Source organism: Pukyongia salina (genome assembly GCF_002966125.1).
Classification (GTDB): Bacteria; Bacteroidota; Bacteroidia; order Flavobacteriales; family Flavobacteriaceae; genus Pukyongia; species Pukyongia salina.
Window position 1 is genome coordinate 1,218,299 of record NZ_CP027062.1, and the last position, 24,062, is coordinate 1,242,360.

General features: G+C 42.5%; 25 protein-coding genes. 18 read left to right on the top strand and 7 right to left on the bottom strand.

Going from position 1 to position 24,062, the window contains the following annotated elements; genetic code table 11:
• The first annotated feature begins 1 nt into the window (after position 1).
• The 16 genes from C5O00_RS05430 to C5O00_RS05505 all read left to right on the top strand — a co-directional run bounded on the left by C5O00_RS05430 (position 2) and on the right by C5O00_RS05505 (position 13,086).
• Positions 2 to 478, top strand: coding sequence for a bactofilin family protein (locus C5O00_RS05430; protein ID WP_105215620.1), 477 nt, complete (start codon positions 2 to 4; stop codon positions 476 to 478).
• A gap of 34 nt (positions 479 to 512) precedes the next feature.
• Positions 513 to 686: an AtpZ/AtpI family protein gene (locus C5O00_RS05435; protein ID WP_105215621.1), complete on the top strand. Its 174-nt coding sequence runs from the start codon at positions 513 to 515 to the stop codon at positions 684 to 686.
• On the top strand, positions 683 to 1,078 hold the full coding sequence (locus C5O00_RS05440; protein WP_105215622.1) for a hypothetical protein: 396 nt from the start codon (positions 683 to 685) through the stop codon (positions 1,076 to 1,078). Before C5O00_RS05435 ends, C5O00_RS05440 begins: the two co-directional genes overlap by 4 nt.
• 69 nt (positions 1,079 to 1,147) lie before the next feature.
• Positions 1,148 to 2,263 carry a F0F1 ATP synthase subunit A gene (gene atpB, locus C5O00_RS05445; protein WP_244593031.1) on the top strand — a complete coding sequence of 372 codons (1,116 nt, stop codon included), beginning with the start codon at positions 1,148 to 1,150 and terminating at the stop codon, positions 2,261 to 2,263.
• 23 nt (positions 2,264 to 2,286) lie between these two features.
• Positions 2,287 to 2,526 carry an ATP synthase F0 subunit C gene (gene atpE / locus C5O00_RS05450; RefSeq protein ID WP_105215623.1) on the top strand — a complete coding sequence of 80 codons (240 nt, stop codon included), beginning with the start codon at positions 2,287 to 2,289 and terminating at the stop codon, positions 2,524 to 2,526.
• A gap of 70 nt (positions 2,527 to 2,596) precedes the next feature.
• Positions 2,597 to 3,091: a F0F1 ATP synthase subunit B gene (locus tag C5O00_RS05455; protein ID WP_105215624.1), complete on the top strand. Its 495-nt coding sequence runs from the start codon at positions 2,597 to 2,599 to the stop codon at positions 3,089 to 3,091.
• Positions 3,092 to 3,097: 6 nt separating this feature from the next.
• Complete coding sequence (gene atpH, locus C5O00_RS05460) at positions 3,098 to 3,637, top strand: ATP synthase F1 subunit delta (protein WP_105215625.1); 540 nt, start codon at positions 3,098 to 3,100, stop codon at positions 3,635 to 3,637.
• 39 nt (positions 3,638 to 3,676) lie between these two features.
• Positions 3,677 to 5,254 (top strand): F0F1 ATP synthase subunit alpha, encoded by a 1,578-nt coding sequence (gene atpA / locus C5O00_RS05465; protein WP_105215627.1) that lies wholly within the window; start codon positions 3,677 to 3,679, stop codon positions 5,252 to 5,254.
• Positions 5,255 to 5,281: 27 nt separating this feature from the next.
• Positions 5,282 to 6,151 carry an ATP synthase F1 subunit gamma gene (gene atpG, locus C5O00_RS05470; RefSeq protein WP_105215629.1) on the top strand — a complete coding sequence of 290 codons (870 nt, stop codon included), beginning with the start codon at positions 5,282 to 5,284 and terminating at the stop codon, positions 6,149 to 6,151.
• 89 nt (positions 6,152 to 6,240) lie between these two features.
• Positions 6,241 to 6,759, top strand: coding sequence for a hypothetical protein (locus tag C5O00_RS05475; protein ID WP_105215631.1), 519 nt, complete (start codon positions 6,241 to 6,243; stop codon positions 6,757 to 6,759).
• 12 nt (positions 6,760 to 6,771) lie between these two features.
• Positions 6,772 to 8,232 carry a lipopolysaccharide biosynthesis protein gene (locus C5O00_RS05480; RefSeq protein WP_105215633.1) on the top strand — a complete coding sequence of 487 codons (1,461 nt, stop codon included), beginning with the start codon at positions 6,772 to 6,774 and terminating at the stop codon, positions 8,230 to 8,232.
• Entirely contained in the window at positions 8,229 to 8,663 is a 435-nt protein-coding gene (gene dut / locus C5O00_RS05485) for a dUTP diphosphatase (RefSeq protein WP_105215635.1), read from the top strand. Before C5O00_RS05480 ends, dut begins: the two co-directional genes overlap by 4 nt.
• A 28-nt stretch (positions 8,664 to 8,691) precedes the next feature.
• A complete protein-coding gene (locus tag C5O00_RS05490) occupies positions 8,692 to 9,708 on the top strand; it encodes a sugar phosphate nucleotidyltransferase (RefSeq protein WP_105215637.1) in 1,017 nt (338 codons plus the stop codon).
• Positions 9,708 to 11,075: a tetratricopeptide repeat protein gene (locus C5O00_RS05495; RefSeq protein ID WP_158676782.1), complete on the top strand. Its 1,368-nt coding sequence runs from the start codon at positions 9,708 to 9,710 to the stop codon at positions 11,073 to 11,075. Before C5O00_RS05490 ends, C5O00_RS05495 begins: the two co-directional genes overlap by 1 nt.
• Before the next feature lie 2 nt (positions 11,076 to 11,077).
• The gene (lolB1, locus tag C5O00_RS05500; RefSeq protein ID WP_158676783.1) at positions 11,078 to 11,857 is read left to right on the top strand and encodes a lipoprotein insertase outer membrane protein LolB1; all 780 of its coding nucleotides are present in this window, start codon (positions 11,078 to 11,080) and stop codon (positions 11,855 to 11,857) included.
• On the top strand, positions 11,854 to 13,086 hold the full coding sequence (locus C5O00_RS05505) for a murein hydrolase activator EnvC family protein (protein WP_105215643.1): 1,233 nt from the start codon (positions 11,854 to 11,856) through the stop codon (positions 13,084 to 13,086). Before lolB1 ends, C5O00_RS05505 begins: the two co-directional genes overlap by 4 nt.
• 48 nt (positions 13,087 to 13,134) lie before the next feature.
• Here the strand turns inward: C5O00_RS05505 and C5O00_RS05510 are convergent, their stop codons facing one another.
• The 3 genes from C5O00_RS05510 to C5O00_RS05520 form a co-directional block, all read right to left on the bottom strand.
• Positions 13,135 to 15,879, bottom strand: coding sequence for a S8 family serine peptidase (locus C5O00_RS05510; RefSeq protein ID WP_105215645.1), 2,745 nt, complete (start codon positions 15,877 to 15,879; stop codon positions 13,135 to 13,137).
• A gap of 216 nt (positions 15,880 to 16,095) precedes the next feature.
• Positions 16,096 to 16,605, bottom strand: coding sequence for an acyl-CoA thioesterase (locus C5O00_RS05515; protein WP_105215647.1), 510 nt, complete (start codon positions 16,603 to 16,605; stop codon positions 16,096 to 16,098).
• A gap of 67 nt (positions 16,606 to 16,672) precedes the next feature.
• On the bottom strand, positions 16,673 to 17,617 hold the full coding sequence (locus tag C5O00_RS05520) for an HU domain-containing protein (RefSeq protein WP_105215649.1): 945 nt from the start codon (positions 17,615 to 17,617) through the stop codon (positions 16,673 to 16,675).
• Between the two features lie 109 nt (positions 17,618 to 17,726).
• Between C5O00_RS05520 and dprA the strand changes: the two genes are divergently transcribed.
• The gene (gene dprA / locus C5O00_RS05525; RefSeq protein WP_105215651.1) at positions 17,727 to 18,833 is read left to right on the top strand and encodes a DNA-processing protein DprA; all 1,107 of its coding nucleotides are present in this window, start codon (positions 17,727 to 17,729) and stop codon (positions 18,831 to 18,833) included.
• Here dprA and trpS read toward each other — a convergent pair.
• Positions 18,830 to 19,798 (bottom strand): tryptophan--tRNA ligase, encoded by a 969-nt coding sequence (trpS, locus tag C5O00_RS05530; protein WP_105215653.1) that lies wholly within the window; start codon positions 19,796 to 19,798, stop codon positions 18,830 to 18,832. The genes dprA and trpS overlap by 4 nt on opposite strands.
• 107 nt (positions 19,799 to 19,905) lie before the next feature.
• On the opposite strand from trpS, the gene C5O00_RS05535 reads away from it, so the two are divergent.
• Positions 19,906 to 20,652 carry a lysophospholipid acyltransferase family protein gene (locus tag C5O00_RS05535; RefSeq protein ID WP_105215655.1) on the top strand — a complete coding sequence of 249 codons (747 nt, stop codon included), beginning with the start codon at positions 19,906 to 19,908 and terminating at the stop codon, positions 20,650 to 20,652.
• A gap of 82 nt (positions 20,653 to 20,734) precedes the next feature.
• On the opposite strand, the gene C5O00_RS05540 is transcribed toward C5O00_RS05535, so the two are convergent.
• The 3 genes from C5O00_RS05540 to recA all read right to left on the bottom strand — a co-directional run bounded on the left by C5O00_RS05540 (position 20,735) and on the right by recA (position 23,991).
• Positions 20,735 to 22,321 carry a hypothetical protein gene (locus tag C5O00_RS05540; protein ID WP_105215657.1) on the bottom strand — a complete coding sequence of 529 codons (1,587 nt, stop codon included), beginning with the start codon at positions 22,319 to 22,321 and terminating at the stop codon, positions 20,735 to 20,737.
• 6 nt (positions 22,322 to 22,327) lie between these two features.
• Complete coding sequence (locus C5O00_RS05545; protein ID WP_105215659.1) at positions 22,328 to 22,858, bottom strand: RNA polymerase sigma factor; 531 nt, start codon at positions 22,856 to 22,858, stop codon at positions 22,328 to 22,330.
• A gap of 125 nt (positions 22,859 to 22,983) precedes the next feature.
• Positions 22,984 to 23,991: a recombinase RecA gene (gene recA, locus C5O00_RS05550; protein WP_105215661.1), complete on the bottom strand. Its 1,008-nt coding sequence runs from the start codon at positions 23,989 to 23,991 to the stop codon at positions 22,984 to 22,986.
• Positions 23,992 to 24,062 lie beyond the last annotated feature (71 nt).

Sequence of the window (24,062 nt, forward strand, 5' to 3'; positions counted from 1 at the left end):
TATGTTTTCAGACAAAAAAGACAAAAAGAATATGGAACCAACAGCAAGCCAAAACAGAATTAACGAAGGAACAAAACTTAAAGGAGATATCCAGTCTAAAGGATTTTTCCGCATCGATGGTGAGATCGATGGGAACGTGAAAACACCTTCCAAAGTAGTTATTGGAAAGACAGGAACGATCACCGGAACATTAACCTGTGAGAATGCAGACATCGAAGGATCTTTTGATGGAAAACTAGATGTATCTGGTACGCTAACCCTGAAATCTACCGCCAGGATCACCGGCGATGTGATGGTTGGTAAATTAGCGGTCGAGCCGGGAGCCACGTTTAACGCTTCCTGTGAGATGAAAGGATCACAAAAAGCCAAAAGTAACCTAAGCGTTGAGGCTTCTGCTACCGAGGACAAAAAATCTCAAAACCACCCTTTTGACAGAACCCAAAGAATCCAAAAACCAAAAGCGGAGCAGCAAAATTAACAGCTATGCTCGCTTTTCGGGAATTGCATTTCAAATGATTGCAATTATTGTGCTGGGTACCTTTGGGGGAATCAAGCTCGACGAGATCTATCCAAATGAATATTCATTATTCACGATAATTTGCAGTTTACTGGCTGTAGGGATCTCTATGTATTTTGTTGTAAAGCAAGTAACCGACTTTTCCAAAAAGCAAGACAAAGATTCATGAAAAAAGATCTACCCGCTTTCCTTATAAAATGGCTCGGTTTTACCGCCTTACTTTTTGCCATACATTATTATATTTTCATTAGTTTTTATTCTGAAATATCCTTGTATTTTCCGCTTTGGGCTATCTATACATTTAATGCTGCCCTTGTGTTATTGGTTTTTCTTATTGTTAGAGTCCAGATGGCCAGGGGATACACCAAAACATATAATTTATTTCTCATTCTCACCATTTCTAAAATGGCGCTGGCCATTGTCTTTCTATTGCCATTATTTGCTGGTAAAGCAGAGAATGCAGTAGTGGATGTGATCAATTTTTTCATCCCGTATTTTTTGTTTTTAGGATTCGAAATTTTTCAACTGAACATTTTTTTCAAAAAGGAGGAAACAAACTAGCATATAGTTTGTCAATTCATTTACTATTAGTACATTTGCACCGAATTTCAGAACCGCAAACGCACTACATTGAAAACTACGAATTTTACTATAGTTAGAAGCCTGTTTATCGGGCTGTTTTTTATGATATCAGTTGGCTCGGTTTTAGCAGCCCCTATTACTTCTGAAGTAAAAAACGAAGGAGGCGAAGACGAAGAGTTCAATGTTACTGAAATGATCATGCACCACGTTACAGATGCGCATGACTTTCACATTTTAGACTGGAAAGGAAACGCGGTTTCTTTCCCTCTTCCTATCATCCTCTGGACAGAAAATGGACTTGTAACGTTTATGTCCAGCGAATTTCATCATGACGATTCGGGAAAAGTAGTAGTTGAAAAGGACGGGCAGAAATTTGTAAAATACCACGAAGAGATATACTACGCCAGCGAAACTCCAAATGCCGATGGATCGTATATAACGATGGGCGAGGGAGATCATCCCTCGAACGCAGCACCCATGGATTTTTCCATAACCAAATTGGTTTTCTCCATGTTCCTTTCCATACTCTTGCTTGTCTTGATATTTGGATTGTCTGCGAGAAAGTACGATAAGGCGGGTGTACCTAAAGGAATTGCCAAGTTCACCGAACCCCTGGTGGTATTTATACGAGATGAAGTGGCCATCCCTAATATTGGAGAGAAGAAATACGCGAAATACATGCCCTTCCTACTTACGTTGTTCTTCTTTATCTGGATCAACAACATTATGGGACTTATTCCTTTCTTTCCCTTTAGCGCGAATCTAAGTGGAAACATCGCATTTACATTTGTACTAGCTTTAATCACTTTTGTGATCACAACTGTGGTAGCAAATAAAGATTACTGGAAACATATCTTCTGGATGCCGGGTGTACCTGTTCCAATGAAGATCTTCCTGGCTCCCATAGAATTTTTAGGAATATTTATAAAACCAATCTCGCTCATGATTCGTTTGTTCGCAAACATTACCGCGGGACATATTATAGTACTTAGTTTGATCTCTTTGATCTTTATCGCGAAGACGGTATGGGTTTCACCCGCATCGGTATTCTTTTCGGTATTCATTAGTGTGATCGAAGTACTGGTAGTTGCCATTCAGGCCTACATATTTACCATGCTCTCTGCCTTGTATATAGGTAGTGCCATGGAAGAACATGAACATTAATTAATCTTTAATAAGTAAACACTATGAGTAGTTTAGCATTAATTCAAGACGTAGTAAGTTACGTTCCTTTCGCAGCCATTGGTGCTGGTCTTGCAGCTATCGGTGCCGGTATTGGTATTGGTAGAATTGGAGGATCTGCAATGGACGCTATTGCGCGCCAGCCAGAGATGCAGGGAAAAATACAAGCTTCTGCAATTGTACTTATCGCTTTCGTTGAAGCGGTAGCACTTTTCGCGGTGGTAGTATCACTTATTGCAAAGTAAAAAGGAACGGTGCAACGGTTGGTTGCACCGCCTTTTTTATTAAAACATTAAAGATTAAAAAATATAGAAAATGAATTTAGTAACTCCTGATGTTGGATTGATTTTTTGGACTTTCATCTCTTTCGCTGTCCTTTTCTTTGTATTGAAAAAGTTCGCATGGAAACCTATCGTGGGAACCGTGAACAACAGAGAGCAGTCCATTCGAGAAGCGTTGGCTTCGGCTGAAGCGGCTAAAAAAGAAATGGAAAACCTAACGGCCGATAACGAGCGAATCCTAAAAGAGGCACGTTTGGAACGTGAAGCCATGCTTAAGGAAGCTCGCGAGATCAAGGCTAAGATGATCGCAGACGCCGAAGGTGATGCCAAGGCAAAAGCCGATAAATTGATCGCTAATGCCCAGGCTGCTATCGAGAATGAAAAGAAAGCCGCCATCGCAGAATTGAAGAACCAGGTAGCTATTATGTCTGTAGACATAGCCGAGAAAGTGGTGAAAGCGGAGCTTTCAAATAAAGACAAGCAGCTTAAACTGGTTGAGAATATGTTGGACGAAGCAAAGCTAAACTAATTAGGAATGAAGGGAAGCAAAGCAGCCATACGCTACGCGAAAGCAGTTTTACAACAGGCACAGGAAGATAATGTTGCCAAAGAGGTGTTTGGCGATATGCAGGATGTTTTAAACACCTTGCGGGGAAGTAAAGAATTGCGCTCGGTACTTCAGAGTCCCGTGATCAAGGCCTCCGATAAGAAAGCATCCTTGCTGGAGATCTTCGGAAGCAGTACCCAAAACACCAAAAGCCTAATCAACACCTTGGTTGAGAACAGAAGGATAAGATTACTGGGCGGGGTTGCAGAAAGCTATGTGAATTTATACAACCAGGCCAAAGGCGTAATTGTAGCCCAGGTGACCACATCTGTTGCTTTGTCGCCCGAAATAGAGGCCCAGGTGCTTTCGAAAGTAAAAGATTTAACGGGAAGCAGCTCAGTTTCCCTAGAAAATACAATTGACGAATCAATCATTGGAGGATTTATCCTTCGCGTTGGAGACTTGCAGTACAATGCAAGTATCTCAAATAATTTAAACAAACTTAGAAGAGAATTTACAGTAAATTAAGGATCCGGCCTTGATAAACCGGCCTAAAACTTTTATAAAATGGCAGAAGTAAAACCAGCTGAAGTTTCAGCGATTTTAAAGAAACAACTTTCAGGTTTTGAAGCAACCGCTTCATTGGATGAAGTAGGAACAGTTCTCACAATTGGGGATGGTATTGCCCGTGTATACGGACTTGCAAATGCTCAATATGGTGAATTAGTTGAGTTTGAAAATGGTTTGGAAGGAATTGTACTAAACCTTGAAGAAGATAATGTTGGGGTTGTATTGTTAGGTCCTTCTATAGATATTAAAGAAGGTGCTACTGTAAAGCGTACCCAGCGTATTGCTTCTATCAATGTTGGTGAAGGAATTGTGGGTAGAGTTGTAAATACTCTGGGCGAACCCATCGATGGAAAAGGTCCTATCTCCGGAGAAACTTACGAAATGCCATTAGAGCGTAAAGCTCCTGGTGTAATTTACCGCCAGCCGGTAAACGAGCCACTTCAAACCGGAATTAAATCTGTTGATGCCATGATCCCGGTAGGGCGAGGACAGCGTGAGCTTGTTATTGGTGACCGTCAGACAGGGAAAACCACGGTTTGTATCGATACCATCATTAACCAAAAAGAATTCTTCGACGCCGGGGAACCTGTTTACTGTATCTATGTGGCAGTTGGACAGAAAGCATCTACGGTTGCGAACATTGCGAGAGTACTTGAAGAGAAAGGTGCTTTGGCCTATACCACTATAGTTGCTGCGAACGCATCAGATCCTGCGCCAATGCAGGTATATGCTCCTTTCGCCGGAGCTGCGATCGGGGAATATTTCCGCGATACGGGTAGACCGGCACTTATTATCTACGATGATCTTTCAAAGCAGGCAGTAGCATATCGTGAAGTATCCCTACTTCTTCGTCGTCCACCGGGACGTGAAGCATATCCAGGGGATGTATTCTACCTTCACTCAAGATTATTGGAGCGTGCTGCAAAGGTGATCGATGACGATTCTATCGCTCAAAACATGAACGATCTTCCGGAGTCTATTAAAGGACTGGTAAAAGGAGGAGGATCTCTTACAGCATTGCCAATTATTGAAACTCAGGCGGGAGACGTTTCGGCGTATATTCCTACCAACGTAATCTCTATTACAGACGGACAGATCTTCCTTGAGTCGGATCTATTTAACTCTGGTGTTCGACCTGCGATCAACGTGGGGATCTCTGTATCCCGTGTAGGTGGTAACGCGCAGATCAAATCCATGAAGAAGGTTGCCGGAACATTAAAGCTGGATCAGGCTCAGTTCCGTGAACTGGAAGCATTTGCCAAGTTTGGTAGTGATCTGGATGCAGCCACAATGAATGTTATTGAAAAAGGTAAACGAAACGTTGAGATCCTGAAACAGGCACAAAATGACCCATTCACCGTAGAAAACCAGGTGGCGATCATCTATGCCGGATCAAAGAACTTGTTACGTAATGTACCTGTGGAGAAAGTGAAGGAGTTCGAGAGAGATTATCTGGAATTGCTTAATGCTAAACACAGAGACACCCTAGACACACTAAAAGCAGGAAAACTTACCGATGAAGTTATCGATACACTTTCTGCAGTAGCTAAAGACGTTTCAGCAAAATATAACTAATTCGAATTCGTAATTATACGCTAAAAGATGGCTAATCTTAAGGAAATACGAAATAGAATCACCTCGGTAGGTTCGACCATGCAGATCACCAGCGCCATGAAAATGGTTTCTGCTGCAAAGTTGAAAAAAGCCCAGGATGCTATTACTGCCATGCGGCCGTATGCAGATAAACTCACCGAATTACTTCAAAATCTAAGTGCAACACTGGATGGAGACAGCGGAAGTAAATTTGCAGACCAGCGCGAAGTGAATAAAGTACTTGTAGTTGCCATTACATCTAATCGTGGACTGGCCGGCGCCTTTAACAGTAATATCGTTAAGGAGGCAAGAAGAACCATGGAGGAGGACTTTGGCGGGAAGAAGGTAGATTTTGTTACCATTGGTAAAAAAGGAAATGATATTCTATCTAAAACCGAAACGGTAGTTGATAATAACAACGGGATCTTTGATGATCTTTCCTTCGAGAATGTTTCTACCATAGCCGAATCGCTAATGGCCCAGTATGCAGAAGGAAATTACGATAAGATCGTTTTACTATACAACAAGTTTAAGAATGCAGCTACACAGATCGTAATGAATGAGCAATTCCTGCCCATCTTACCTCCTGCCGCAGATGCAACCGAACAAAAAGGGGCAGCAGATTATATCTTCGAACCCAACAAAATAAAGATCGTAGAGGAATTAATTCCGAAAAGCTTAAAGACACAGCTCTTTAAAGCCATTCGAGATAGTGTTGCCAGTGAGCATGGTGCCCGTATGACGGCCATGCACAAAGCAACAGATAATGCTTCCGAACTAAAAGCAGACCTTACCCTTGAATACAACAAGGCACGACAAGCTGCCATTACCGGTGAGATTCTTGAGATCGTTGGTGGTGCTGAAGCGCTTGCCGGCTAAAAGCTTTTTTATAATACTTAAATAGGCCTTCCGCATTTACGGAAGGCTTTTTTGTACCTTTATGGCAGGGGTTTTGATTCCCACCCATTATGAAAACAAAATCACATCTCTTTCAGTTCATTTCTCCCGTAATTTTCATGGCATTATTTGCCAATTGTGGTGGAAGTAAATCCGGGAACACAGACGTTAAACTGGAACAGGATCCGCCATTCAGCGTCAAGGATGCGTATTACCAGGACTGGGTTGCCGGTATTAAAGAAGGAGGCTCCGGAACCAACGTTTATCTCGCCCTCGAAAATTTTACAGACAAGGTGGTGATAGAGAAGATCTACTTCAGAAAAAAGATCACAAAAGCACAAATATCACCGCAGATCCGGAATCAGTATGTGGGCTATTTCAAAAATGATGATAAGGATATGGTCATGGATATCGACCCCGTTAAAGAAGCCGTGAATGCCCCGCGCGAACCCTTTCCTTTTAGTCTTGAACACAATGAAGCGGTTATTGCTTATAGAAATATGGATGTGCTGAAATACACTCTGGTACGTGATATGCGCAGGGAAGAAATGATCGCATACCCATCTACCAAACCAAAGAATGAACACTAGCCTCCGAAGACCTTGAGCATTTTCAGGAAATTATTCAAGCAGACCTTTATCTACGGATTGGCCACCGTTTTACCCAGAGCGCTTGGAATTGTTTTGGTTCCGCTATATGTTTCAGTTTTAGGAAAGGAACAGTACGGCGTTTATGCAACCTTAATGGCGTTCCTCATCCTGGGGAATGTACTGTTGTCCTACGGCATGGAAACTGCCTTTTTTAGGTATATCAATAAACATGAAGGTGAGAAAGCACTGGTCCAGTCTACTGCACTAACATCGGTTGCTATTTCCACAGCAGTCTTCCTAGGTATAACGCTTTTTTTCAACGATTCGCTGGCCGATTTTCTGGACTTTAGAAGCGAATTTATCACTTACGGGCTGATCATCCTGGCGCTTGACGCACTGGCGGTTCTGCCTTTCGCCTGGTTTCGCGCTAACGAGAAACCCATGCGTTATGCGGTTATCAAGATCTTCAACGTGGCCATCAATCTTGGCCTCAATCTATTCTTTTTCCTGGTATTACCCGGCCTGGCCGAAAGCAATCCCGGGTCATTCTGGGAATCAATACTGTTAACCGATACGCGAGTGGCTTACGTATTTATAGCCAATCTCATCGCAAGCGCTATTACTCTCTTGATCGTGTCTCCGCTATATGTGCGTATCGGATTTAAATTTAGTCCGGAACTTTGGAAAGGAATGATCCGGTACGCCATGCCTGTTCTTATCGCCGGAATCGCTTTTTCGATCAATGAGGCCTTCGATAAGATCTTACTGAAGTATCTGCTCCCTGAAGATATTGCTGAAGCAGAAGTAGGTGTATATGCCGCCTGCTATAAGCTTGGCGTATTTATGACCCTGTTTGCTACGGCTTTCAGACTGGGTATAGAGCCTTTTTTCTTTAATCACGCCAGTAATGAGAACGCAAAGCAAACCTATGCTACCATTACCAAGTACTTTACCATATTCGGAAGCGCCATCCTGTTATTCGTGATCGTTTATATTGATATCTTCAAACGTATTCTCATTCCGGATCCGAAATTCTGGGACGCCCTGGTTATTGTTCCTATCATTCTGCTGGCCAACCTTTGTTTGGGGATCTACCACAACCTTTCTGTATGGTATAAAGTTACAGATCGGACCCATTATGGGGCCATAATATCTGTAGTTGGGGCCATGGTCACACTAATTCTCAACCTCGTGCTCATTCCTTTGATAAGTTATAAAGGCTCTGCCATCGCAACCCTCGCCGCCTACGGGAGTATGATGGTTATTTCGTACATTTTAGGTCAACGAAACTATGCTGTTCCGTACAAGCTGAAAGCAATAGGAGGATACTTAATGTTATCGGTAGGTTTTTCGGCTTTATCCTTTTATGTTTTCGATGGTAATTTAATCATTGGCTCAGCATTATTATTGGTATTTTTGTCCTGGATATTTATTTCTGAAAAGAAACAACTTAAGCGCATACTGAAGAGATGAAGATTAGAATTGTAAATACCTCGGATCACCCCCTTCCTCATTATGAGACTATTTATTCGGCCGGAATGGACCTTAGGGCTAATGTACCCGAACCGTCAACCTTACAGCCTCTGGAGCGCGCTATTGTGAAAACAGGTTTATTTATCGAACTGCCAATTGGATATGAAGCCCAGGTTCGTCCCAGAAGTGGCCTCGCTGCCAAAAAAGGGGTTACAGTTTTAAATTCACCCGGGACCATTGATGCAGATTACCGCGGCGAGATAGGAGTTATTTTGGTAAATCTATCCAATGAGCCCTTTACTATAGAAAATGGTGAACGCATCGCCCAGTTAGTAATTGCGAAGCACGAACGCGCCAATTGGGAAGAAGTAGATGAATTATCCGAGACCGAGAGAGGAACAGGTGGATTTGGAAGCACCGGAGTACAATAAAACGTAAGATTAATACTGAAACTAATTTATGAAGATCATTGTCCCAATGGCTGGCCGCGGATCGCGACTACGCCCACATACCTTAACAATTCCCAAACCCTTGATTCCGGTTGCCGGCCGCCCCATCGTTCATCAGCTGGTAACAGAAATTGCCCATATCCTGAAGGAGGAGATCGATGAGATCGCGTTTATCTTAGGAGATCCGGCATTTTTTGGAGATGAGGTAGTGGCAGATCTTGAGAAACTAGCTAAAGAACTTGGTGCCCGTTGTAGTATTTACAGACAATTGGTTCCCAAGGGTACCGGACACGCAATTATGTGTGCCGAACCTTCACTTTCGGGCCCCGCGGTTATCGCCTATGCTGACACCCTCATACGTGCCGATTTCGATCTTGATAAGGAAGCCGATAGTGTGATCTGGACCAAGAAGGTGGATAATCCCGAGGCCTATGGAGTAGTAAAATTAAACGAAAGGAACGAGATCGTTGAACTGGTTGAAAAACCTTCCCAATTTGTGAGCGATCAGGCTGTGATAGGTATTTATTACTTCAAAGATGTAGCCGTTTTAAAGGATGAACTGCAGTATGTGCTGGATAACAATATCATTCATGGAGGAGAGTATCAGATCAACGACGGGATCTTACGAATGATCGGTAAGGGAAAAGTATTTAAAACCGGTACTGTAGACGAATGGATGGATTGCGGAAACAAAGAAGTTACTGTCGAAACTAATGCAAGGATGCTGGATATTCTAGCCGAAAAAGGAGCACCTTTAGTGATGGATAATATCACCACCGAAAACTCCAGGATCATTCCACCTTGCTTTATTGGGGATGGTGTGGTGTTGAAAAACACTATCCTGGGACCTCATGTTTCAGTTGGGGAAGGCACAATAATTGAGGATAGTACCGTTAAGAATAGTATAATTCAGACGGAGGCGGTTGTAAAAAATGCTACTTTAGACAACGCGATGATAGGCAATTACGCCACCTTCGATGGGAATTTTACCAATGTAAGCATTGGCGATTATTCAGAATTAAAATGATGAAAAAACACTCATACCTGCTTCTTGTGTTGGTTGTGTTGTTCCAAATTTCGGGGGGGATGTTCGCCCAGGAGGAGGAACCACCTACCGATGATCTTGGAAATGTGAGTGACGCCTTTCAAGAAAATTTCTTCGAAGGCCTTAAACAAAAAGGGATAGAAAATTACGAATTGGCATTGACCGCACTCCGAAAGGCAGAAATGGCTGCCAAAGGAGACAAAGAGAATATTGCGGTGGTTCGTTTTGAAATGGGGAAGAATTACGCCTATTTAAAACAGTTTGAAGATGCCGAAAGGATGTATAATCAGGTTTTGGAAAGTATGGGGGAACGCCTTGATGTACTGGAAGCCCTGTACGATGTGTATTATCAGCAACAGAATTATAATGCGGCCATTCCTTTGGTAGAAAAGCTTACCAAATACGATACGGATTACAAGGAGGACCTTGCCAACCTTTACCACCTTACAGGGCAATATGACAAGGCTCTGGAGATCCTGGATGAACTTGATGAAGATTGGGGAGAAAGTGTTCTTCGGAATGCATTGCGCCGGCAGATCTATAAAGTTACAGGAAATACCGAAGGAGCCATAACAAACCTGGAAGATAAGATTGATAAGAACCCGAAGAAAGAACAGGATTACCTTAACCTGATCTTTTTGTATAGTGAACAGGGCGATACCAAAAAGGCATACGAAACAGCACAGGAACTATTGAAGAATCAGCCGGACTCCGAATTGGTGCATCTGGCACTCTATAAATTTTATTTGGAAGACGGGGAGGTGGAAAAGGCCTTACATTCTATGGAGGTGGTGTTCTCATCTAACGAAATAGATAAAGACAGCAAGTATCGCGTGCTCGGAGATTTTATTGGGTTTGCAAACCTAAATCCGGGATATGAGGATCGCCTGGAGGCCATTGTTGGATCTTTTAGTGAGGAGAATTCCGGGCAGGTGTACGAACAGCTGGGGCTGTATTACCTGGCCAAGGAACAAAAGGATAAGGCGCTTCAGTTTTATGAAAAAGGAATGGCAATAGACCAAGACAACTACAGTCTGTTGAAGAATACCTTACTATTGCAGATCGAGTTTAAAAAATACAACGAGGCGGCACGAGCCAGTACCGAAGCCCTGGAAATATTTCCTGCTCAACCCTTATTGTACCTGGTGAATGGAGTGGCAAATATAGAATTGGGAAATCTCGATGTTGCTATTGAAAGTATGGAAACCGGGATCGATTATTTGATAGACGATCTTAAAATGGAAAAGGATTTCTACGAACAATTAAGTATTGCCTATTCAAAAAAAGGTAACGAGGCAAAAGCTGCCAACTTTGCAAAGAAAGCTTCAGAAATTAACATAGCGAATTGACCATGAGAAAGAGTTTATTTTTTCTGTTTCTGCTTATTCTTTTACATTCTTGTAAAGGGTTAAAAGGGGTTAGTGGTACCGAAACTGCCAATGCATCTCTACAAGCTAAGGACATTATCTCCACGCATAAACTCGCCTCTCCGAAGTTCTCTACCATGGCGGGACGAATTAAGGTGGAGTATGAGGATGAAAGGAAGTCGCAAAGCATGACGGTAAGCTTAAGGATGGAGAAGGATAAAAAGATATGGATAAAAGCATCACTCCTTGGTATTACCCTGGCCAAAGTCCTAATCACGCCAGAGAGGGTGAGTTATTACGAAACGATTTCGAACACGTATTTCGACGGTGATTTCAGCCTGCTTAGTAAATGGTTGGGAACAGAAGTTGATTTCGAAAAAACCCAGGCCATATTATTGGGCCAGACTATGTTCAATATGAATAAGAGTTCGTATACATCAGAGGTGGTGAATAATAAATACAAGCTTTCACCCAAACGGCAGCTTGAGAATTTCATTCATAGCTTATTTCTCAATCCCGATAATTTTAAGGTTGCCTCTGCCACCTTGTCCCAGCCCAGGGCCAACCGGATGCTAACAGTGAATTACGGCCCGTATCAACAGATAGACGGAGCATATTATCCTTCAGAGATCTCCATCAACTCCAAAGAAGGAGATTCTCGAACTAAAATAGAGGTCACTTACAGGAAAATAGACCTGAATGTTTCGGTGAGTTTTCCTTTCGACATACCTCAGGGTTTTGAACCAATAGACCTTGGCCGATGAGACGTATAAAGTTTTTCCTTACCCTGCTTTGCTGCCTGGTTCTTGCTACGACATCAATGCATGGCCAGTCTAAAAAACAGCAGGAGCTTGAAGCGAAGAGACAGGCCATCATGGAGGAGATAAAGCAGATCAACTCATTGCTTTTCAAGACCAGGGGCCAGCAGAAATCGGTTTTAACCCAGGTAGAAGATCTCGATCAGCGCATAAGGGCCACGGAGAACCTTATTCGTGTTACCAACCAGCAGGCAAATCTTTTAACCAGGGAGATCAATGATAATCTCAACAAAATGGAGACGCTCAGGGAAGAGTTAAAGTCTCTCAAGGAGGATTATGCCGCCATGATCAAGAAGTCGTATAAGAGCAGGTCTCAGCAGAGCAGGGTGATGTTTCTGTTGTCATCAGACGATTTCCTGCAGGCGTACAAAAGACTTCAGTATATGAAACAGTATGCGAAGCACCGAAAAGAGCAGGGAGAACGAATAAAGGAAAAGACAGAGCAACTACAGATATTGAATACCGGACTGATAGAGCAGAAAAATCAGAAACAATTATTGATAGAACAAAACAAAAATACCCGGCTAACCCTGGCCAAGGAAAAAAAGGATCAGGAAGCATTAATAGCATCCTTGAAGAAAGATGAAGGTAAATTTGCCTCTCAGATAAGAACCAAACAAAGGGAAGCAGATGCAATTGATAAGCAGATCGATGCCATAATCAGGGCTGCTATCGCCGAATCCAACAAGAGTACAGACACCAAAGTTACCAGGGGAACCGCAGAAACTTTTGCAATGACCGCCGAGGCAAAAGCGCTGGCGGCTAATTTCAGCACCAATAAGGGCAAATTACCCTGGCCGGTGGAAAAGGGTGTCGTGATACGTCGCTATGGAAACCAGAGGCACCCACAATTACCTAATGTCACCACTTTTAGCAGTGGTGTTGAGATCGCTACCGAAAAGGGCGCGAAGGCCAGAGCGGTATTTAACGGGGAAGTTTTCCAGGTGCAGAAATCAAAGCAAGGTATAATGGCGGTTTTTGTAAGACACGGAAATTATATTTCAGTGTATTATAATCTTGAAAGCCTGGCAGTAAAGAAAGGGGATAAAGTAAGTACCAAGCAGGAATTGGGAACGATCTTCACTAACGGTCTTACCGGAAAAACTGTATTAAAATTCCTGATCTATCAGAATAGCAGCCGTTTAAATCCGGCAGATTGGGTTTATAAGATGTAATAAAAAAAGGGAGCCATTTGGCTCCCTTTTTTATGAGAATAATCTCTCTTATCTAATAACCAATTTCTTGGTTGTTGATTGTCCGTCAATTTCAATGGTAACAAAGTACAACCCGGTGCGATAGCTGGACACATCGAGTGTAGCTTCACTTGTACCATTAAGGGCTCTTTCATTCACTGTTTGAAGAGTTTGCCCAAGGCTATTTACAATAGTTACTTCAAAATTACTGAAGTTGGTATCACTTAACGAGATAGTAACCTGATCTGAAGCAGGGTTTGGAGACATAACGATGTTTCCTAATACTATATCGTCTAATCCAAGAGGATCGCAATCCAACAGACCGCTGGAATGAAGTCTGGCAACCGTACGAAGTGTTCTCCATCCTTCGGTTGTGTTTCTGGCTACAACTGCATACCAGAAATCTGTGTTCTCACCATCAACGATAGGAACAGTGATTTCGGTATCTGTAGTTGTTCCAACAATCTCCATGTACTCATCACCAAGCATATACAGATCGTATTCTTCTGCGTCTGGCAGTGCTATCCAACTAATAGTTGCAGTTGTTTCACAAACCTGGATGGCACTTACGCCACCCACTATACCGGCAATAGAGAATACATCGTCGCTGGTATCGGAGAATGCACCACTGGTAATTCTTACAAGAGCTTCTCCAGAAACGTCATTAGGAACACTCCACTCGAAGTTAGTTACTGTAGACGCTGCATTACCAATAGTGTTCCATGTAGAACCATTATCCAGTGAATATTCCAATAGGAAATTACCGGTAGTATTCGTAGCATCCCAGTGAATGATATGAGTACCAACATTAAGAAGCGCTTCTCCACCATTTGGGTAGGTAAGCACAAGGTTATCTGTAATGATCTCGTACACTACGTAGTAGTCCTGAGGTCCAATAGGTACGTTGAAACCTGTAATATCGATGTCGTAGTCTCCGGCGGCAGGGTTATTAATTAGCACCTGTTCCATATTATTCAGGTGATCAGGACCAGTAGTTGCCGGAGTATCAAGATTCACGGGATTAGGCGTATGATCAAGTACCCATGGTAAATGAGTTCCTGAAGACGGATCTGTTACCACAAGGTCAAGGTCGTTTACTAACGCAGGATCGGCTCCTGGCGTAGCGGCCGGGTCTGACCAGTATACCATAAATCTCACTTGAGTGGTATTTGCTGGTACGTTGATCGTGTGTGTATTAGTTAACCCTTGAGCAACCGTACTACTTAAGTATCTGTCATCCTGCAGTAATAGCGCAGCTCTATTGGCATTTACAAGTCCCCATCCAAATTTGAAATCGGGACCTACATTACCCATATCGTTTGCTGTATTCAACAATGCAGCTTTAATAAGCGCAGATTCTGGTAGAGCACCTGCGTTTTCTTCCATATAAACCTGGTATAGCTGTGCAGATACACCGGCAATACCTGGAGCGGCTGCTGAAGTACCACCAAAAGTCTGGTAGGTGTTGTTTTGATTGGTTGAGATCTGTCCTTGACCGTGAGCAGAGATATCTGGCTTGATTCTTCCGTCATGAGCAGGACCGCGGCTACTTGAACTTACAAGTACTCCGTCTTCAAAAAGGTTGGCCGTAGCAATTACGTTCTTTCCTTGTTTGTGACCTCCAGTGATATTACCCCACTGACTACCGGCTCCATATCCACAGTTAAGTCCGTTAGAATTTCCTGCAGAGAAAACATGTAATAAGGTAGGGATCGTGTTGGTTTGAGTATCCACAGTTTGAGTAATACTGGTATAACCTGCGTTACAACCATTACTGTAAGATGAATTGGTTACCTGAACATCTCCATTGTTAATAAGCGTCACTGTGTTTGTGTCTAGGAAACTAGCAACGTATTGAACGACATAAAGATCGGATCCTGCGGCCATTCCCCGGTTGTTCGGATTTAAGTTACCAGCACCGGCAATAATTCCGGATACACCATCACCATGACTAGATCCATTGGCAATAGGATTAAGCGGGCCGTTATGGCGCCCCTGGAAATCGATGTGAGGTCCTACGGGGCCATCATCACGACAAAGAGTTCCTACACCCAATCCGGTAAAATTGTTTCCTCCGGGAGTTTGTGTATCAAGAAGATTTGCTCTGTGGATTGTACGACCTTTTTCACTATCAGGAACTGAAGGCGCTACAATAACCTCAACCCATTTAACGTACGGTTGATTTGAAAGTGTCTCCAGGCAATCGTTAGGAATTACAAGATCGATATTATTTGATCCTGCATACTGTTGTTTTACTGAAATTTGCTGCGTTGCCAGGTCGGCAATCACAAACTGAGCGTCAACATAAGGATAATACTGTAAGGTAACTACGTAATTTTCGCCATCCGTAGCCCAGTTTCCAATATTTCCGTTCTTAAGATCTTGCGAAAGCTTAAATCTGCCTTCCACCGGTACTATAGAACGAACCCCATTGTTCTGTAAGAATGAAATAGAGGTGTTTTCCGGAAAACGGAATAAGTAGGTGTGATGCGGAATATAGCTGATCAAATCAAGCCCATTTGCAGCAAACAGGTCCTGAACACTTTGCGATGGCGTTTCATAGAATTGAACCCAACCGATGTAACCGTCGCGCAAGTGCGCAGACTCCGGAAATTGATTCCACTGAAAGGTATCAATGTTCTCCGGCATTTCGATTGTTTCATCCTGAAACGTGATCGTGTATGAATTTTGGGCAGATGCTAATGCGAAGGCAAATATCATGACCAAAAAACTTACACTTTTTCGATTAATCGAGAAAAAGGTAAAGTTTTTCATAGTTGATTTTTTAGAAAAGTTAAAGTTAGAATTATAATATATGGTTCTTAAATGTGATTAAAAAAAACATAAGAATTTCAAATATATTCAAAAGTGATAAAATAACAATAGTTAAAACAGTTAAAAAATACGAATCTTGCAGAGCTAATACTCTACTAATCAACTGGATTTATAACGGGTATTGTCCCTATTATTGCCTTGAATTCGGCGGGTGGTTTAATCGAAAAGTGCTTTGAGTTCGGTTGCTTCTTTTGGGGCCATTTTACCAGCGAGCACCAGGCTTAGTTGTTTTCTTCTCAATGCGGCATCGAATCGTTCTTTTTCAAGATCGGTTTCTGGAACCAGATCCGGAACCGGCACAGGATGGCCCATTTCATCCACAGCCACAAAGATGTAAATTCCTTCATTGGCCTTGGAGCGCATGCCGCTTTCACGATCTTCTATCCATACATCCATATAAACCTCCATTGAACTTTTAAAGGCACGTGAGACTTTTGCTTCTACGGTTACCACACTACCCAAAGGGATCATTTTATTGAAAGCTACATGGTTAACCGAAGCCGTTACTACTATTCTACGGCTATGTCTGCGAGCTGCAATACTGGCTGCTCTATCCATACGCGCCAGTAATTCGCCACCAAACATGTTCCCGATGGGATTAGTTTCACTAGGCAGAACAAGATCTGTGATCGTGGTTTTAGAATCTTTGGGATTTTTCGCTACCATAAAACAAATTTTTGCAAAGGTACATTTGTTTTACGGAATTGGAAGTAGTACTATTAATATTGAACTCTTATTCTGAAAGGTCCTTTACTAATAGCCAGGCATCTTTATTCTCGGTGTTTTTGATCTTACGTAACTCACGAAGGGCCTCAACCCTTTCACTATGAGAACTGTAAATTACCTGGTGTAGTCCATATCTGTTAGCTCCAATTAACCTGGCCGAGAATCCCTTTGAGGCTAATTGCTGAAGTTTTTTATGCGCATTGGCTTCTACTCTAAATGCCCCTGCCACTATATGATATTTACCTTGCTGTTTTGGAACACTTATTTTCAGCATGGGTAATGGATCTGAAATAACAAAGGTGGCTTCCTGTATCTCGTTGGCGATCTGCGCCTTTGCTTTTTGTTCTTCAGCAAAATTGTGTTCCTGAACCTTGCCTTCATATAATTTCATACCTCCCAGACTTCCCAAAGCAATTGCCAGTAAGCCTATTGCCGCATATTTCATATAGGGTGCAGCCGTGCGTTTTCCCGGAGTGAATAAAATAACCGGCTTTTCAACCTTTTCCTGAGCTGAGTTGCTCGTTTCCAATTGCCTCTGGATCTCGTGCGAAACAAAAGAACTTAAACCAAAAGAGGCCGTATTGAAATTTTCTGAAGCAGATGGCAGAAATTGTACAGACCCTTCTTTATTTAGCTGAAGGTCTCCAATGCCATGCAATGAGATCACTGTCCCTTCGTTAAGTTTTTTACTCATTCGACCCGTAAAATTTCGGATCCGCTGAAGGGCCGTTTCATAACTACAACTATCGGCCCCTGCTATGTAATTAGCCAGTAAGCCGTCGTTGGTTTGCAATTGCCTGTTGAACGAAACCGATTTGGAGGGCGGATAAAACGTGTTCGACTTTTCATCAATCGAGGCAGAATTATAGTGGGTGAGAAACGCACCGAAGCCAGGAACGATAACGCATTCATATCGGTATAATAGGTCTTTTATATAAGTTTCCAATTGCATTGAAACAAACTTATAGGTTTTTTCAGTTGAATTCAACTGAAGTAGAACGATTTTATTAACAACTCAAAAAAGTAGTATTTTTGAAGGCTCCCCGATTATTACGACCTACATGCTTTCACAAAATGAACTGCGCTATCTGTTGGCCTTAAAGCAGGTACCATACCTAGGGGAAACTTCTGTAAAAAAATTAATCCAGACAGTAGGTTCGGCCGAAGGGATATTTCTGGAGAAAAAAGAGACATTAGAACTAATTCCCGGGATCGGAGCCTATAAACTAAGAGAATTCCATCCAAAGATCGCCTTAGATGAGGCGGATAATGAACTTCAATTCATTTCAGAAAAAAATATAAAATGCCTGTATTTTCAGGAGGAAGACTATCCCGCACTTTTAAAACATTGTGTAGATGGCCCGGTCTTACTTTTTTTGGAGGGTGAACTAAACCTTAAGAACAAACATATTATTAGCGTAGTAGGTACCAGGATTGCCACCTCGCATGGTAAAGCTACCTGCGAGGCCATTATTTCGGAACTTGCTCCCCTTAATCCGGTGATCGTCTCCGGATTTGCGTACGGAATTGATATTGTAGCACATAATACGGCTGTAGCGCACGGCCTGCAAACCATTGCCTGCCTGGCACATGGACTCGATCAAATTTATCCAAAAGTGCATAAGAAATATGTGCCGGCAATACTGGAAAATGGTGGCTTATTAACCGAATTCTCCAGTAACGATCCCTTCGATCGTAAAAATTTCCTGAGACGAAACCGTATCATAGCCGGTATGAGTGAGGCAACCGTGGTAATAGAATCTGCTGCCAAAGGAGGGAGTCTGGTAACGGCAGATATCGCTAATTCATACAACCGGGAAGTGTTTGCCGTTCCGGGAAGGCCGGGAGACCTTCTTAGTGAAGGTTGTAATAACCTCATTAAAACTCAACAGGCACAACTTATAACCTCGGCCGCAGATCTGGTGTATAATATGGGGTGGAATTTAGATAACAGAGTGACTAAGCCAATTCAGACAGCATTATTTCCCACCTTATCGGAAGATGAGACGCTTGTCTTCAATTTCTTGAAAACTCGGGATAAGGAACTTCTGGACAGCATAGCAATCTCATGCCAAATACCTACCCACAAGACGGCTACCGTTTTGCTTAACCTTGAATTGAAAGGGTTGGTACAGCCACTTCCGGGAAAGCTATTCCAAAGGGTCTAGTATCCTAGTTTAGCTCGAACTCTATCCAAAACCTTATCTGCCACAACCGAAGCTTTTTTGGCGCCGGACAGCAAGATGTTTTCAAGTTCGTCTTGGTGTGTCATATAGTGATTATAGGTTTCCCTGGGCTTGGCAAATCGCTCGAGAATAAGCTCGTAAAGGGCTTGTTTGGCATGACCATAGCCATAACCGCCTCCTTCGTAATTTGCTCGCATTTCTTTTATTTGTACTTCGGAAGCCATTAAACGATATAGCGCAAAAACATTACAAGTATCCGGATCTTTGGGTTCTTCCAGTGGTGTACTATCTGTCTCGATACTCATAATCTGCTTCCGAAGCTTTTTATCCGGAAGGAATATATTGATAATGTTGTTCTTGGATTTGCTCATTTTGCTGCCATCGGTACCGGGAACGAGTTTAGTCTCCTCCCTTACCTTTCCTTCGGGAAGAACGAAAACTTCTCCCATCCTGGTGTGGAGCCTGCTCGCTACATCGCGAGTAATTTCCATATGCTGCATCTGATCCTTTCCCACTGGGACGATCTGCGCATCGTACAACAATATATCGGCTGCCATAAGCATGGGGTAGGTAAACAATCCTGCATTAACATCTTCCAAACGATCTGCCTTGTCCTTAAAAGAATGTGCAAGGGTTAAGCGCTGATAGGGGAAGAAACAACTTAAATACCAGGACAACTCGGTCACTTGTGGGATATCACTTTGGCGGTAGAAAATAGTTTTATCTGTGTCCAGCCCAAAGGCAAGCCAAGCGGCAGCTGTGCTGTAGGTATTTTGCTTTAGTGTTTGCGGATCCTTGATCTGAGTGAGGGAATGCATATTGGCAATGAACAGAAAAGATTCGTTAGCGGGATCGTTGGCCATTTCGATGGCTGGTAATATCGCTCCTAATATGTTCCCTAAATGAGGGGTTCCGGTACTTTGTATTCCTGTTAGAATTCTCGACATAATATTTTGGCTACCAAAAGGGGAATGGACTGTATTAATTTGAAATTTCCGCAAAGTTAAATTATTTGAGGTATTTGAATCACTCAAATCACTATTTTTGGTCTTTCATGAGATTCTTCACAAATATTTTTCTTCTATTATACCGCATCTGGTTTTATATCCTGGTAGCCGTACCCATCCTAATACTATTTCCAGTTTTAATAGTGAGTATTGCATACGAGCGGTGGTACCCGTTTTTTTTCAGGCTGGCGCGAATATGGGCAAAATTTATACTAGTGGGCATGGGGCTGTATCCTGTTGTGAAGAGGGATTTCAGAATAAAAAAAGGACATAGTTATATGCTTGTTGCTAACCACACGTCCATGACAGATATTATGCTCATGCTCTATCTTTCCAAAAATCCGTTTGTCTTTGTAGGGAAAAAGGAGCTGGCCAAGATCCCATTGTTCGGATTCTTTTACAAGCGTACCTGCATTCTGGTGGACAGGGGGAGTGCCAAAAGCAGGCATGATGTATTTATCCGGGCTCAGAAGAAACTCAATCAGGGTTTAAGTGTTTGCATCTTTCCAGAGGGAGGTGTGCCCGATGACAAAAATATTCTCCTCGACGAATTCAAGGACGGGGCCTTCAGGTTGGCCATAGAACATAAAATTCCAGTTATACCTATCACCCTGCACGATAATAAAAAACGGTTTTCGTACGATATCTTTTCAGAAGGAGGCCCAGGCAAATTGCGCGTTAGGATACACCAGGAAATTCCCACCGGTATACTGGACCTTGAAGACAAGCGAATGCTAAAACTACAGGTTAGAGAAATCATACTCAAGGAACTTCAGCATCCATCCATTCCATAAAAAAACCGTTCTATGGCGAAAGAACGGTTTTTCTAATCATTGTCTGTTTGGTAACCCAAACCTAACCAACTAAAAAACTAACCTAAAACTTAAAACTCAATCCCGTGTAAACTCCCATGTAGAAAGGATTAAAATCTACAGAAGGGTCACTGTAAGGATTAAGTTGGTACTTAAACATAGGCTCAATATTAAACTTTAACCTTTTTGAGAATTTATAGTCGAAGCCCAAACCAATATTGGTTGTAAAGCTCAATGAATTCAAATTATTTGCTTCTCCGAGAACGCTTCTGAAATCTCCGGCCTCAACCGAAATCTCACTATCTCCAAGAAATAAGGTGCTAAATCCTCCTATCATGTGTACTCCAAATTTTGTATCTACCAGGGCGTACTTAAGCTCCATAGGAACTTCATAATACCGTATGCTTTGGTTTATAAAAGCGTCTGCTCCACCTGCCTTTGGGGTAATCGTTCCAAACCCACCTTCGGGGTTAGGCCGTATAGTTCCTTTATCTACTGCTGTTAGCACCTGCCCACTCTGGCGGCCGTAATTAACAGATTTAAGGGCGGCACTTACGGGCCCACTACCTAATTCCACATCGGCTGTGCTGTAGCTTAAATTCACATTGTTAATCCCGGTACGCACACTTAATTTTTCCGATATGGCGTAACTCACACCCGCTCCATAGCTAAGGTTTACGTCACCACTCTGGGCGTTATCTGCAAATGAGGGATCTAAGGATGATCCGTTTCCGAAGGAACTATAGTAAACAGGGGCCACATTCGGGCTAACTTCCCATCGGTTCACCGGGTTTTCTTTAGTTGCGATTGCCTCCTCAACCTCCTTGTTCTCTTCTATGGCATCGAAAATAGATTTCTTCTCTTCCTTATTGTCTTCATTCTTCTTCTCAATATCTGTGTCCACTGCAACCGCATCGTTTGTCTTGTTATTTTTTAATTCATTTCCTTCCTTGATAAGAAGATCTGTAACAGACTTTTTGATGTCGGGATCGTTCTTCGCAATTTTTTCTGAATTCACTTTAGAAATATCACGATCGGTTATCTTATTTGTTTCTTCTTTATTATTTTCTTCTGAATTCTTTTTGTCGCTATTATTCGTAGCAACGGCATCACGCTTGTTTGGATCGGCTACCAGTTTCTTATCCCGGATCAGAGGATCATTTTTCTGAAGGTTCTTTTTCTTCACTGAAGATTTTTCCTCTTCAGCCACTGCGGTTTCAACTAAGTTGTCTTTGGATATTACCGCCTTCTCCGATTTATTATTGCTATAGACTTCCTGCTCATTATCCAGGGTAGGATCTGCCTCCATATCTTTTTCTGTGGCAACTTCAATACCGTCGCCATCATCATTGGTAATGAGTGCGTCTTTAGAATTCTTATCGGTTGTATTCTCTATAGGAGTATTGTCTTCGTCGGTGAGTTGGGTAGTTCCGTCTCCCGGATTGAAGACAGCATTCCCAACAGTAAGTAAAAGGGCAAGAAGGGCGGCAACGCCACCAAGTTTCCACCATAGCGGAATAACCTTGCGGTCCTCCTTTTCCTCCTTTTTAAGTCCGGCCTTAATATTAGACCATGCCTCAGGGGGTGGAGTAGCCTCAAAATTCTGGAAGCGTTCCTGAAAAAGCTTATCTATGTGCTTTTTTTCCTTCATTGCTGCTTACGCTTGTTCTGTGTTATAGATATGTATCTTTTGTTTTAAAATCATTCGCGCTCTGGCTAGATTAGATTTAGACGTTCCATCGCTAATTCCTAACATTTCGGCTATCTCTTTATGCGAATAACCGTCCAGCACATACAGATTGAAAACCAGTCGATACCTGTCTGGTAATTCCTGGATGATCTTCAGAAGAAAATCCAGAGGAATCGAATTATCTTCAACAACCACATCTTCGTCTTCAAGCTGTGCCTCGTTCGTGATGTCAAAAGCGCGTTGTTTCCTGTACTTCTGAAGTGCGGTATTAACGGTGATTCGTTTTATCCAGCCTTCAAAAGAACCTTTTCCTTCAAATTGCTCTATCCTGTTAAAAATGGTAAGAAATGAATCCTGTAAATTATCCTGTGCTTCAGCATAATTAGGCGAATACTTGAGACAAATGGAGAAAAGCGTATTTGAGTACTTCTTATACAGCTCTTCCTGTGCCGTAGCATCCTGTTTCTTACATTGTATGATGAGCTCCTCTAAAGTCAAACGCAGTACCTTGATTAATAAAAGCTATACCTTACTAAACTTTGAAAGTAGGCAACCAAATTAACCAGGGTATCTACATGGGGTAGATGCGAGCGGTTTAAAAGGGTTGCGTTGCCTTAGAAAGATTATGCCTGAACAGCTTCAATGGCTTCTTTAATTTTTTGTTCCAGTTCATCCATAAGCTCAGGATTATCTTCAAGCAGTGTTTTTACGGCATCTCTACCTTGTCCTAATTTGGTGTCGTCATAGCTAAACCATGAGCCGCTTTTTTTAATGATCTCGAAGTCGACCCCGAGGTCGATGATCTCTCCTACTTTAGAGATTCCTGTGCCGTACATGATATCAAATTCGGCAGTTTTAAAGGGCGGGGCCACCTTGTTCTTCACAACCTTCACCCGGGTTTTATTACCACGGGCCTCGCTGTTAGAGTCTTTTATCTGGGTAGATCTTCTAATGTCCAGGCGCACGGACGCATAGAATTTTAGTGCATTCCCACCTGTGGTGGTTTCGGGATTTCCGAACATAACGCCTATTTTCTCTCTCAGCTGGTTAATAAAGATAACCGTACAATTGGTCTTGCTTATAGATCCGGTTAATTTTCGGAGGGCCTGGGACATCAAACGAGCGTGCAGTCCCATTTTACTATCGCCCATTTCTCCTTCTATTTCACTTTTTGGGGTTAATGCTGCCACCGAATCGATTATGATGATATCAATCGCGCCGCTACGAATTAAATTATCTGCGATCTCCAGGGCCTGTTCCCCGTTATCTGGTTGGGAAATAATGAGGTTTTCAATATCAACTCCAAGTTTTTCCGCATAGTAGCGATCAAAGGCGTGCTCCGCATCGATAAAAGCAGCTATGCCCCCTTTTTTCTGAGCTTCTGCGATCGCATGAAGGGTTAATGTGGTTTTACCGGAAGATTCCGGACCGTAGATCTCGATCACTCTTCCGCGGGGATATCCGCCTACTCCCAAGGCAATATCCAGTCCCAGAGAACCGGTTGGGATCACCTCAACCTCCTGAACGGCAGAGTCGCCCATTTTCATAACCGTACCCTTACCGTAGGTTTTATCTAATTTGTCTAAAGTTAATTTTAATGCTTTTAATTTGGCGTCTTTTTCGTTACTCATCGTATAAATTTTTGTTTGGGAGTCAGTAGGCTAAGTTACTATTTCTTTGTGTTCACAGCAAAAGGAAAAAC